Annotated in this window: 12 protein-coding genes; 8 read left to right on the top strand and 4 right to left on the bottom strand. The window is 68.3% G+C overall.

Annotated elements, in window-relative coordinates:
• The first annotated feature begins 92 nt into the window (after window positions 1-92).
• Window positions 93-1,742 (top strand): SulP family inorganic anion transporter, encoded by a 1,650-nt coding sequence (locus tag NON19_RS11620; protein WP_308213676.1) that lies wholly within the window; start codon window positions 93-95, stop codon window positions 1,740-1,742.
• Window positions 1,743-1,750: 8 nt separating this feature from the next.
• On the opposite strand, the gene NON19_RS11615 is transcribed toward NON19_RS11620, so the two are convergent.
• The gene (locus tag NON19_RS11615) at window positions 1,751-2,146 is read right to left on the bottom strand and encodes a cupin domain-containing protein (protein ID WP_255927020.1); all 396 of its coding nucleotides are present in this window, start codon (window positions 2,144-2,146) and stop codon (window positions 1,751-1,753) included.
• A 52-nt stretch (window positions 2,147-2,198) separates the two neighbouring features.
• Here NON19_RS11615 and NON19_RS11610 point away from each other — a divergent pair, with 52 nt between their 5' ends.
• Window positions 2,199-3,188, top strand: coding sequence for a GlxA family transcriptional regulator (locus NON19_RS11610; RefSeq protein ID WP_255927018.1), 990 nt, complete (start codon window positions 2,199-2,201; stop codon window positions 3,186-3,188).
• A gap of 32 nt (window positions 3,189-3,220) precedes the next feature.
• Here the strand turns inward: NON19_RS11610 and NON19_RS11605 are convergent, their stop codons facing one another.
• On the bottom strand, window positions 3,221-4,429 hold the full coding sequence (locus tag NON19_RS11605) for an FAD-dependent monooxygenase (RefSeq protein ID WP_255927016.1): 1,209 nt from the start codon (window positions 4,427-4,429) through the stop codon (window positions 3,221-3,223).
• A gap of 189 nt (window positions 4,430-4,618) precedes the next feature.
• Here NON19_RS11605 and NON19_RS11600 point away from each other — a divergent pair, with 189 nt between their 5' ends.
• The 5 genes from NON19_RS11600 to NON19_RS11580 all read left to right on the top strand — a co-directional run bounded on the left by NON19_RS11600 (window position 4,619) and on the right by NON19_RS11580 (window position 8,847).
• Window positions 4,619-5,584: a TetR/AcrR family transcriptional regulator C-terminal domain-containing protein gene (locus tag NON19_RS11600; RefSeq protein ID WP_255927014.1), complete on the top strand. Its 966-nt coding sequence runs from the start codon at window positions 4,619-4,621 to the stop codon at window positions 5,582-5,584.
• A 177-nt stretch (window positions 5,585-5,761) separates the two neighbouring features.
• Entirely contained in the window at window positions 5,762-6,364 is a 603-nt protein-coding gene (pth, locus tag NON19_RS11595) for an aminoacyl-tRNA hydrolase (protein WP_255927012.1), read from the top strand.
• A 207-nt stretch (window positions 6,365-6,571) separates the two neighbouring features.
• The gene (gene add, locus NON19_RS11590; protein WP_255927010.1) at window positions 6,572-7,519 is read left to right on the top strand and encodes an adenosine deaminase; all 948 of its coding nucleotides are present in this window, start codon (window positions 6,572-6,574) and stop codon (window positions 7,517-7,519) included.
• 299 nt (window positions 7,520-7,818) lie between these two features.
• On the top strand, window positions 7,819-7,980 hold the full coding sequence (locus NON19_RS11585) for a hypothetical protein (RefSeq protein WP_255927008.1): 162 nt from the start codon (window positions 7,819-7,821) through the stop codon (window positions 7,978-7,980).
• A gap of 414 nt (window positions 7,981-8,394) precedes the next feature.
• A complete protein-coding gene (locus NON19_RS11580; RefSeq protein ID WP_255927006.1) occupies window positions 8,395-8,847 on the top strand; it encodes a hypothetical protein in 453 nt (150 codons plus the stop codon).
• Between the two features lie 77 nt (window positions 8,848-8,924).
• Here NON19_RS11580 and NON19_RS11575 read toward each other — a convergent pair whose 3' ends face one another.
• Window positions 8,925-10,121 carry a permease gene (locus NON19_RS11575; protein ID WP_255927005.1) on the bottom strand — a complete coding sequence of 399 codons (1,197 nt, stop codon included), beginning with the start codon at window positions 10,119-10,121 and terminating at the stop codon, window positions 8,925-8,927.
• Window positions 10,122-10,476: 355 nt separating this feature from the next.
• Between NON19_RS11575 and NON19_RS11570 the strand changes: the two genes are divergently transcribed.
• Window positions 10,477-10,779, top strand: coding sequence for a hypothetical protein (locus NON19_RS11570; RefSeq protein ID WP_255927003.1), 303 nt, complete (start codon window positions 10,477-10,479; stop codon window positions 10,777-10,779).
• Here NON19_RS11570 and secY read toward each other — a convergent pair.
• Window positions 10,758-12,077: a preprotein translocase subunit SecY gene (gene secY, locus NON19_RS11565; RefSeq protein ID WP_255927001.1), complete on the bottom strand. Its 1,320-nt coding sequence runs from the start codon at window positions 12,075-12,077 to the stop codon at window positions 10,758-10,760. The two genes, NON19_RS11570 and secY, sit on opposite strands and share 22 nt — an antisense overlap.
• Between the last annotated feature and the right edge of the window lie 91 nt (window positions 12,078-12,168).

Here is a 12,168-nt window from a genome sequence, read left to right as displayed (position 1 = left end):
AGATCCTGCGGTCAGTCGCTCCGCGTGGCCAGGTGTGAAGGTGGTGGCTCCGGTTGAGTTGCGGTGGCGCCTTCGGAGCGGGACTTCACGCGGTGACCCAAAGAATTGGCCTGCTGTGTCCTTCCTGGCGCGACCTGGTAGCAGTGCGCGGTTCCATTCCCAGGGAAATCAAGGCCGGATTGATCTCCGCGCTGTCAATGGCCCCGTCCGTCCTGGGGCTTGGCGTCGCCTCCGGCCTGGGGGCGTATTCCGGGGTGGCCAGCGCCGTGGTGGGTGGAACGCTCGCCGTGCTGCTCGGCGGGGTGCCCACCCAGATCACCGCGCCGACCGGAGTGCTCGTCGTCGTGCTGGGACCGGTGGTGCGCGCCTACGGGCCGTTGGGGACTTTGAACGTGGGGCTGCTTGCCGGACTGCTGCTGGTCGCCGCATCCCTCATCGGTGCGGGCCGCGGGATGCGTTATGTGCCCGTCACTTTGATCCAGGGATTCTTCGTCGGCGGCGCTTTGCTGATCACGCTCCGGCAAATCAACCTCATTCTGGGGTCGCCCGGCAGAAGGACCGGCCCCGTAGTCCTGGCAACCGTCAAGGCGGTTACCGCCTTCGCAACGCACCCGCACTGGTACGCCGTTGCCGTAGCCAGTACGACGCTGACGGTTCGTATGCTGGAGAGCCGGCTGCGCTTGCCCGGCTTTCTCACGGCGGCGGCGGTGGCCACGGCAACGGCGCTGACCCAGCGACTGCATCTGCCGTTGCATCACATTGGTTACGGAATTCGTGGCCTTCCCAGGCCGTCGAGCGCGTTCTTGCAGACCGCCTGGATCGTTCCGCTGCTCCCCTCCGCCGCATTGTTGGCGTTGGTCGTCGCCATGGAGTCGTTGCGCGTGGTGGTCTCAGCGCAACCATCCGCCGCCGAGAACCAACACAGCGAGGACAAAGAACTGTTCGGGCAGGGTGTCGCGAACCTCACCGTCCCGTTCTTCGCCGGAGTCGCGGCCGCGGGCAGTGCCACCCGAACCGCCGTGAACACCCGTGCCGGTGCCACCTCCCGCCTTTCCGCCTTGGCGAGTTGTGCCACCTTGGCACTGCTGTCCTTCACCGCCGCGCCCCTGATCGCCCAGATTCCCCGGGTGGCCCTGTCGGGAGTGGTGATCGCCACCATGCTCCGGTCGATCAACGTGTCCACGCTGCGCTCGATCGCCCGCGCCGACCGCGGCCAAGCCGTCATCGTGGCGGTCACGGCGGCATCGCCGCTGGTTTTCAACTTCGCGATCGCCATCACCGCCGGATCCGTGCTGGCCATCACGCTGGGCTTGCGAAGTGTCGCCCGCACCGCACGGGTCAAGCGCCTGTCCCCGTACAGGGAGTCGGAGTTCCTGGACTCGCTTCCGGTACGGCGAATCCCGGGCACCATGCCCGCAGAAGGCCGAATCGCCCGCTACAGCTTCCACGGTCCGCTGCTCTTCGCCACCGCCGACCGCCTGCTGCGTCCTGTCAGCCAAACGGCAGCCCCCGCCGTGATCCTGGACCTGACCGGTCTGACCACGATCGACGTCACCGGGCTCGCGGCGTTGCGATCCACCGTCCACGCGCTCGCCGTTCGCGGAACCCACGTCGCCCTGCGCGGTGTCCGCGCGGAGCACATCGCCGCCTTGCGGTCCGCGGGGCTCCTGGACAGTACACGCGCCACAGCGCAGCAGACCGAGGACGCGGCACACACCGCCGCTCACGCGGTGGCGAAATGAGCGCCAGGTCAGAAGTCGAGAGCGTGCCCCGTCGTCGCGTCGACGTGCTCGGGAACCTGGTCGTGGCGATCGCCGACCGTCGATGTTCCGGTGGGCTCGAACATGAGGATCGCGGCGCCGGTGGGCGCGTACGGCTTGTGCTCCGTGCCCCGTGGAACGGTGAAGACCGCACCTCGCGGCAGCCGAACCGTGCGTTCCCCGGTCGGCTCACGCAAAGAGATGCGCAACTCCCCATCGAGCACCAGGAAGAACTCATCGGTCTCGTCGTGGACGTGCCAGAGGTGCTCGCCGTCGACCTTGGCGATGCGTACGTCGTAGTCGTTGACGCGAGTGACGATGCGGGGGCTCCACAGCGCGTCGAAGGAATCAAGAGCCGTGCTGAGGGCGATGGGTTCGTTGCTCATGACCGAATCCTCGCCGCTTGGGCGTCGCCCGCGTGAGTGCTAGGAATCGCATATGCCGCAAGATTCCTCGCACGCACTACCCACCGCGGGCCCGCACCGGGTCGTCGTGATCGTGGACGAGAACTCCAACCCGTTCGAACTCGGCTGCGCAACGGAGATCTTCGGTCTGCGCAGGCCCGAACTCGGCCGCGATCTGTACGACTTCCGCCTCTGCTCGCCCGAGCCGACCACGCGGATGCGGGACGGCTTCTTCACCCTCACGGGAGTCGCGGGACTTCAAGCGGCTGACTCGGCGGACACCTTGATCGTCCCGAATCGGCCCAATGTCGGGGTGCCCCGTCGCCCGGCCGTACTGGACGCCCTGCGGCGGGCGCACGCCCGTGGTGCGCGGCTGGTCGGCTTCTGCAGCGGCGCCTTCACGCTGGCCGAGGCCGGGGTCCTCGACGGGCGCCGGGCCACCGCCCACTGGCAGTGGGCGGACTCCTTCCGGGCCCGCTTCCCCGCTGTCCGGCTCGAAGAGGACGTGCTGTTCGTCGACGACGGTGACATCCTCACCGCCGCGGGCAGCGCGGCCGCACTCGACCTCGGGTTGCACATCGTCCGCCGGGACTACGGTGCCGAGATCGCCAACTCCGTCAGCCGTCGGCTGGTCTTCGCGGCACACCGGGACGGCGGGCAGCGGCAGTTCATCGAACGGCCGCTGCCCGACATTCCGGACGAGTCCCTGGCCCCCGTCCTGGCCTGGGCACAGGAGAGGCTGGACGCACCACTGGCGGTGGCCGACCTGGCGGCACGTGCCTCGGTCAGCCCGGCGACACTGCACCGCCGCTTCCGCGCACAACTGGGCACCACACCACTGGCGTGGCTCACCCGGCAACGCCTCGCCCTGGCTTGCCGGTTGATCGAGCGGGGTGAGTCACGCTTCGAGGTGGTCGCGCGCCGCAGTGGGCTGGGCACGGCCGCCAACCTGCGCGCGCTGATGCGTCGGGAGACAGGGCTCGCTCCCTCGGCGTACCGGCGCCGGTTCGGCGGGGCGGGCTGACGACCCACCCGGTGCGAGCCGCTAGTGCTGGCCTATGCCACCGCTGGGTGGGCGTAGTCAGGCAGGGCGATGTCCGAGGCCTTGGCGAACTGCGCGGCGAGGAGGTTGCTCATCGGCCAACGCGTCATCGAACGCATCGACGCGGCCCGCAACCGGATGCCGAGCGCGCTGGACGGCGCATAGCCGGACGCGCCGCCGGGCGGCAGTTGCTGCGCCTGGCTGACGTAGGGCCGCATGACGCGCTCGTAGTTCCGGAAGGCGACGCGGTGGTCGCCGTCAGCGGTGGCGAGTTCACCGGCGAGGACATAGGCGCCGACCAGCGCGAGGCTGGTGCCCAGGCCGGTGAGCGGTGTCGGGCAGTAACCGGCGTCGCCGAGCAGCACCACGCGGCCGCGGAACCAGTGGTCGAGGTGTACCTGGCCCATGGTGTCGAAGAAGAAGTCGGAAGCGGTGCGCATCGCCCGCAACAGCCGCGGAACCTCCCAGCCCGCGCTGGCGAAGCGTTGGGCCACCAGGTCCCGCTGTGCGGCGGTGTCGTGGCGGTCGTAGGCCAGCGGCTCCGATCGGAAGCTCAGACCGGCCTTGATCTCGCCGGGGAGTCGGCCCGGCCGAGCCGAGGCGACAAGCCCGCCAGGTGCGTTGTACATCTGGTACCAGCCGTCGAGGTCCATCTCCTCGGTGGCGGTGAACCATGCCGTGTACAGGTCCAGTGGGCGGACATAGTCCGATTCGGGTCCGAAGGCCAGTGCGCGCACCGCGGAGTGCAGCCCGTCCGCGCCGACGACCAGTCCGAACCGGCGCGGGCTGGCCTTCTCGAAGGTGACGGTCACCGCGTCCGTGTCCTGGTCGAGCCCGGTGACGGTGTCGTCGAAGAGATACTCGATGTCCGACTGGGTCGCCTCGTGGAGCAGACCGCTGAGGTCACCGCGCAGTATCTCGATCTCGGAGACGATCCCCTCACCGCCGAAGCTGTCCGCTGGCATCCGGGCGGTGAAACGGCCCGCGGAGTCGACCAGCGCCAGACCGCGCTGGTCGACGCTCAGCGCTCGGGCCTGTTCCATCAGTCCCATACGGCTGATCACGGTTCGGCCCGCGCCGCGCAGGTCCACGGTCTGACCGCCCGGCCGAAGGGCCCGCGCGCGCTCGACGACCGTGACACTGAAGCCTGCCGCGCGTAGCCAGTACGCCAGCGCGGGTCCGGCGATGCTGGCGCCGGAAATGAGTATGTCGGTGTTCCCCATGGCCAGGAATGTACGGCGTACACTCGACCTAGGCAAGCTCAAATGCCATGCCAGGTAGGCGATTTGCCACCCAGTGCACTAGTGCCCGGCGACAGACTGCCATGCGGCCGGGGCCGCGGTTGCCAGCATTGACGCAGCGTACGGCTAGGGTGGTGCACCCTTAGGTGCACTAGTGCGAAGGGGGCAGCGGTGAACGGGCGGAGAGTCCCGCGCTACAGCCAGATCGTGGCCGAGCTGCGACAGCGGATCGAGGCAGGCGAACTGGCGCCAGGAGAACGGGTACCGTCAACCCGCGAGATCACCCGGCACTGGGGCGTCGCGATGGCGACCGCGACCAAGGTGCTCACCGAGCTGCGTCAGCAGGGCCTGGTGCGCGCCGTTCCGGGCGTCGGCACGGTCGTCGACGCCGGGAGCCGACCGGCACGCCCCAGCCGCCCGGCCGTTGCCCCGCCAAGCACGCCTCCCACCCCTCGCACCCGCACTCAGGGCGACGGCGCCTCGGAGCTGACGCTCACCACCGAGCGGATCATCGCGTCCGCGATCGCGGTCGCCGACGCGGAGGGGCTGGCCGCGGTCTCGATGCGGCGGGTGGCCACCGAACTCGGCGTGGCGACCATGTCGTTGTACCGGCATGTGGCCGACAAGGACGACCTGCTGATGCGGATGTTGGACGCGGCCTTCGCCGAGTGGACGCTCCCCACCACCGCCCCTGCGGGCTGGCGCGAACGGCTCGAGCTCGCCGCCCGCACACTGTGGGCGATGTTCCGCCAACACCCTTGGCAGGCACTCGCCTTGTCAGTGACCCGGCCACAACCGATCGCCAGCGCGATCCCGTTCACCGAGTGGGTTCTCTCCGCGCTGGACGGTCGCGGCCTGGACCTGCAGACGATGTTCACCACGCACATCACGCTGTTCAACTACGTTCGCGGCACCGCGGTCAACGTCGAGATGGAAGCGGAGGCGGAGTCGCTCAGCGGCATGGACAGCGAGGAGTGGATGGGCACCCAGGAGCCGAAGCTACAGCGGATCTTGGCCACCGGCCGGTTCCCGACACTGGAGCGGCTGGTGACGGCCGAGTATGACTTCGATCTCGACGAACTCTTCGAGTTCGGCCTGCAGCGCCTCCTCGACGGCCTGGCTCCCCTGATGGGTTGACCTCCCACCGCCGCGGCGAACGCGGCTTGGCCGGTCACCGCCAGGGAACCACCTTGAAGGCGCGGCATCCGTGGGCGAGGCGGTAGCTTTCATGATCGACCGTACCGCGGACGCGTGTTGTTCGAGGTAGCCGTGGGGCTGCGATGGCAGCCATCTGGAGTGGGAAGGTCTCGCCCTATGCAGTCTGATGAGCCCTGGCTGGTGGCTGGCCTCGGCACGCCAGGACCGTGGTTCGGTGGAACACGGCACAACGCCGGATTCCTGGTGGTCGACCAACTCGCCAAACGCCACGGAGCCAGGTTCAGGCTGTTCCGGGCCCGATGCCGGGTGGCGGAGATCGAGGTGGAGGGTCGACGTGTGGTTCTGGCCAAGCCGCAGTGGTCCATCAACCTCTCGGGAAACCCCGTCCGCACCGTCATGCGGTGCCGAGGCGTCCGGGCCGGGCGGCTCGTCGTGGTGCAGGACGACCTCGACTTCCCGTTCGGTGCCAGCCGGTTGAAGCGCGGAGGTGGGCCGGGCGGGCACAACGGGATTCGCTCGGTGAGCGAGGCCATCGGTAGCCGCGACTACGTTCGACTCCGCTTCGGCATCGGCCGCCCGCCGAAGGGGCAGCCGATAGGGAAGTTCGTTCTCCAGGAGTTCTCCAACGCCGAACAGGCGCAGCTGCCAACCCTTCTGGACCGCTGCGCGGACGCCGTCGAGACGCTTGTCGTCCTCGGCCTGAACCGGGCACAGGACCAACTCCACACCGCCGCAGCACACCCCGCCGCGAGCCACTGACGCGTCCTCGGGTTCGTCCCGCGGATCGGTCATACGGCCGGTCCGGCATCGGCCATCGGCACGCTCGGAAAGGGGCTGACCGGCGCGTCTGGGAACGTCGCAACACATCCCCGTATGTCGACGCCTGTGCCCTGACGGCATGTCGACGGGCTGTGTGAACCGCCCGCGTAGGGTCCTGTGGGGTGGGTGAGCGTAGAGTCCTGTGGGGTGAGAGATCTTCGCCTGCTACCCAAGGCTCACCTGCACACCCATCTGGAAAGCACCGTCCGTCCCGACACCGTTCGCGATCTGGGCGGCGAACCGCCCGTTCAGGACCGGCCGTTCCACGACTTCCGCGAGTTCGCCGACCAGCGAGCCGCCGTGCGCGCGCTGCTGCGCGAGTATCGGCACTTCCGTCGTATCGCCGAGGAGTTCTGTGCCGACGAGGCGGCACAGGGGGTCCGCTACGCGGAGGTCACCTTCACCGCGGCGGCTCACGGCGAGCGGCTTGACGATCCGCGGATGCCGCTGGAGGCGGTGCTGGACGGGCTGGCGGTCGGCCGGGAACGGTACGGCATCCAGACCCGGGTGATCCTGGACCACTCGCGCCGCCGCGCGCCCGAGCGGCTGTGGCGCAGCCTCGAACTGGCCGCCCAGTACCCGCAGGTGGTCGCCATCGGCTTGGCGGGAGACGAGGCCCACCCGGCGGCGCCGTTCGCCGAGGTGCTCCAGGCCGCCCGCGAGGCGGGTCTGCACCTGGTGCACCACGCCGGGGAGACCGCGGGCCCGTCCAGCGTGTGGGAGGCACTGACGCTGGGGCACGCGGAGCGGATCGGTCACGGCATACGCGTGCTGGAGGACCCGGGCCTGGTCAACGAGTTGCGTACCCGCCGCGTGCCGCTGGAGGTCTGCCCCTCCTCCAACGTCCTGCTGGGGCTGGTGCCGTCGCTCGCGGAACATCCACTGCCGCGTCTGGTCGAGGCCGGTCTGCTGGTCACGTTGAACACGGACGGGGAGGCGTCCCTTACGGCCGAGTACGGGCGCGTCCGCGAGGTCTTCGGCTACGGCGACGCGGAACTGGCGAGTCTGGCGCACGCCTCGGTCGAAGCCAGCTTCGCTCCTGCGGAGTTGAAGGCACAGATGAGTGCTGACATCGATCGATGGCTGCTGGGCTAGGCGACCGCGTCGCCCGCGGCGCAGCTACCCAGCCGTCCCCGTTCGGGGGGCAGGACGGTGCTGATGGTCGCGGTCTCCAGGGCGCCGGGTCTGGGGGCAGGCGTGGGGGCGGCTGGTGATGTGTCGGGGGGCCGTCAGGCGTGGCAGGAACCGTTGCGGGGACCGCGCCACCGGGAGGGTCGTGCGTCGGTGAGGCAGACGACCCGGCGTCGACCGGTGGCGTTCAACTGCCAGGCGCCGCCCACTCCTTGGGGGCGGCGTGGCGGTCGCGCAGGCAAGACGGACCTGGTGGCGTCGCCGTGCCGCTGGACGGCGTGCACGGTGGCCTCTTCGGCGTTGGCGACGCACGGCAGATGCCCGGTGCCCGGCACGTGGTCGGCGACGCCGAGGTCCCGCAGCAGCGGCTGGGCCGACGGGTGGAGCGCCTCCCCGGCCTTGGCGGGTCCGCCTGCTCGACGTAGGTGATCTGGCCGATTTTGTTCACGGGTCGCCACCTGGTCGGCTACCGGCGCCCAGCACGGATGCGCGGATGTTGACAACCAAACCGGAAGCGCCAGGAACGGGCCGACGGTTGGCCGGGGCCTCCCCATTCGGGCCTGGTTGCGGATGAGGCAGGGAATGCCCGTTCGGGCCGATCCCCCTTGAATTCACCGGAGCGACGGGCACACACGGGCGACAAACGCTTCCCTCGCGCACTCATGGGCGGGTACACAGGGTTTCCATCGCTTACCGATGGTGGTGAAAACCTGTCCGGCAGCATGTTGAATGTCTGAATTGACGGGCTGTCTGAAGCGGCGACGCACTTTCACGGGTCGCGTACAGAAAGAGGCCTATCGCGATTACTGAGGAAACGACGTCCCCTAGCATTGCTGCACGTGAAAACACGGGGTTGGAAGTGCCGGGTGCGCCGGGTGCGGCGTGTGCCCGTGCTGAAGGAAGCGGACGATTCGATTTTGGTGGCGGGGAGGGCAGCTTTGGTGGCGGGGAGGGCGACCAAGATCCGTGAGCAGCCGGGAGTCGAATTCGTCGAGCTACCCGGGCCGGGTACCGTCGCCGTCGTCGTCGCCGAGGAGGTCGACGAGCCGTTGCTCGAGCGGTGCAGGGAGCTGATGCGCGGATGCGACGGGCGGCGGCTGGTGCTCGTCGTCTCCAGGATGCGCGGGGACGAACTGGCTCGCGTCATCGAATGCGGAGTCAGCGCCGTAGTGTGGCGCCGGGACGCGACCGCCCCCGCGCTGCTGGCCACGGTCCACGGCGCGGACCGTGGGGACGGCGCCCTCCCTTCGGAATTGCTGGAACGGCTGCTGGCCCAGGTCGGCCGGACATAGCGCGGCCTGCTCCAGCCGCGGGGCTCGGCACGGCCGGTGCGCCTTCCCGGCGGCCCTACCGGGCGCATGGCTGCCGATCAGTGGCGGGGCAGACCGCGAGGGCGTCCGCTCTGGTGTTGGTGTCCGTCCCCGTGCGCGTGGCCGTCGGGTGAGCCGCTCATCATGCGGAGCATGGCCGGGCCGCCGGTGCGCAGGAACCGTACGAGCAGCGCGGCGGCCAGGGCGAGGAAGGCGATGTTGAGCCAGGTGGTGTAGTTCCAGGAGACCCCTTCCATCGGCAGCTTGGCCCTGGAGTGGTCGGGAACCAGTCCCAGGCCGCCGAAGGCGAACTCGACGACGTATCCGGCGACGGCCATGGCCGCGTAGAACGTCGCGAGCAGGAAGCCGGTCATCGTCGGGCCGTAGTACTTCCGGTAGATGCTGAGGATCGGGATGATCAGCAGGTCGGCGTAGACGAAGGCGACAACGCCCCCGAAGCTGATGCCGCCTTTCCAGAGCACCACCGCCAGCGGCACGTTGCCGATCGAGCAGACGAAAGAGGCGATCGCCACTAGCGGGCCGATCAGCGGGCCCCACAACTTGGCGGCGAGCGGATGGCCGGTGAAGAAGAATGCTCGCCAGAAGGAGTCGGGCACCCAGGCCGCGATCGCCCCGGCGATCAGCAGACCGCCCACCAGGTCCCGCAGGATGGCCGCCCACTCCATCACGAACACGTGCGAGACCGAGGTGAACGCCTCACGGGACAGCAGCCGTTGCCAGAAGCGGCCCTGCCGCTGGACGGACATGTCCATCGCGGCGTGCCCTTCCATGGAACCTACCAGACCGCGTTCGGCCTGGTCGCGAGCTTCGCGAAGGAGTCTGTCGCGGAGCAGGAGACGGAAGAGCGCCGCCAGCACCACGATCATGATGGGCCCGCCGATGAACTCCGCCGCGGTGAACTGCCAGCCCATCAACAGCGCCAGGATGACCCCGAGTTCGATGACGAGATTGGTGGAAGCGATCTCGAAAGCCATCGCCGCCGTGAAGTTGGCGCCCTTGCGGAACAGGGAGCGGGCCAGCGCCACGGCCGCGTACGAACAGGACGAGGAGGCGGCGCCGAGACCGGCGGCGAGCACGAGGGTGCGCGGCCGGTCGTCACCGAGCGCGCGCACGACCGTCGACTTGCGGACGACCGCCTGCACGACGGCGGACAGGGCGAATCCGAGGACCAGGGCCCAGGTGATCTCCCAGGTCATCGATCCCGTGATGGACAGTGCGTGCAAGACGGCGTGCATGGGCTCTGCTCTGCCTTCCTGGGCCGGTCGGTCAGCCCGGTCTGGTCGTGCGAGCGCGTTCGTCGCGGGGCGGCCCCGTTGAAAACCTTCCCCTTGGCAGGCCCCTCGCAGCGAGTCGTGTCGCATACCCGGTGGGGGTATGATTTCAGATCTGCCCGTCACTTGGACCGATAGGGCACGCCCTCACAGGCAGTCAGCCGACCCGGACCGGCTTGGTCCAACGGCCCGAGGAATGGCGTCGACCTGGATCGCGCCTCCACGACGGGCGCCTGTTCTCAGCCTGTTCTTCGACCGGGTTGCCGTGATCGAATGCGGGTCTCTGGCTATGGAGCTTTCTGCGACAGTGGGGGCCTTGGTGGCTGAGGGCACTGATGTGAGTGAGGAGTGTCTGGCGTGTGACCTCATCGTCGGCAAGGCTCCGCTGCCGGGCGGGAACGTGCTGCGGACCGAGTCCTGGGTCGTCGAGCACTGCGTCGGGCCGCTGGGCCTGGGCACCGTTGTGGTCAAACCGGCTCGGCATGTGGTGCACGTCGCCAAGCTGACGGCGCAGGAGTCAAGTGAGCTGGCCGCCCCGGCCGCCAGGGGTCGGCGCCCGCATACGTGCGGCGGTCACCACCGACGCAGGCACGCAACTGGTCAGTGCAGGAACCCCTCGTAGCTGCGTTGCTGCAGCTGGCTTTCGAGCTGCTTCACCGTTTCGAGGCCGACACCCACGATGATCAGGATGCTGGTGCCACCGAACGGGAAGTTGTTCTGGCTGCCCTGGAAGAACGTGATGGCGACCGTGGGCACCAGGGCGATCAGTCCCAGGTACAACGCTCCGGGCCAGGTGATCCGGTTGAGCACATAGCTGAGGTACTGCGCGGTGGGTCGACCGGCGCGGATGCTCGGGATGAAGCCGCCGTACTTCTTCATGTTGTCCGCGACTTCTTCGGGGTTGAAGGAAATGGCGACGTAGAAGAAGGCGAAGAAGACGATCAGGAGGAAGTACAAGGACAGATAGACCGGGTGGTCGCCCTTGGTCAGGTTCGTACTGATCCACTGCGACCAGCCAGCCGTCGAGTTACCGGCGAACTGGACGATCAGCGCCGGGAGGTAGAGCAGCGAGGAGGCGAAGATCACGGGAATCACACCGGCCTGGTTGACCTTGATCGGAATGTAGGTCGCGGTGCCGCCGTACGAGCGGCGGCCGATCATTCGCTTGGCGTACTGCACCGGAATGCGCCGCTGAGCCTGCTCGACGAAGACCACCAGGCACATGATCACGATACCGATGACAATGACGATCCCGAACTCGCCCCAACCGCCGAGGATCTTGCCGGACTTCTTGATCGCCCACAGCGAGCCGGGGAATCCGGCCGCGATCGAGGTGAACATCAAGATCGACATGCCGTTGCCGATGCCCCGCTCGGTGATCAGCTCACCGAGCCACATGATCACCACAGTGCCAGCGGTCATCGTGATGACCATGACCGCGGTCCGGAAGATCGAGGTGTCGGGAATGATCTGGTTGCCGACCGAGCAGGTGCGGAAGAGCGTGCCGCTCTGCGCGGTCGCGATCAGACCGGTGCCCTGCATTACGGCGAGCGCGAGCGTCAGGTACCGGGTGTACTGAGTGATCTTCGTCTGGCCCGCCTGGCCCTCCTTCTTCAAGGCCTCCAGGCGTGGGATGACCACGGTCAGCAGCTGCAGGATGATGCTCGCCGTGATGTACGGGACGATACCAAGCGCGAAGATCGTCAGTTGTAGCAGCGCCCCGCCGCTGAACAGGTTGATCAGACCGAAGAGGCCGCCGTTGCCCCCGGCCTCCTTGATGCACTGATTGACGTTCCGGTACGCGACGCCCGGCTCCGGAATGTGCGCACCGAGCCGGAACAGCACGATGATGCCGAGCGTGAACAGCAGCTTCTTACGCAATTCAGGCGTCTTGAACGCCCGGGTCAAACTGGCAAGCACGGCGGTACCTCCTGCGCCCACCACGCGGCGCTGGCTTCGGGCCGTCGCGAGGTCGACAGGTTTGGTTCCTATTAGCCAGTGTCTCCTATGG

The sequence above is a fragment of the Streptantibioticus rubrisoli genome (assembly GCF_024436055.1).
Lineage (GTDB): Bacteria > Actinomycetota > Actinomycetes > Streptomycetales > Streptomycetaceae > Streptantibioticus_A > Streptantibioticus_A rubrisoli.
This window is presented reverse-complemented; position numbering and strand designations above follow the sequence as displayed.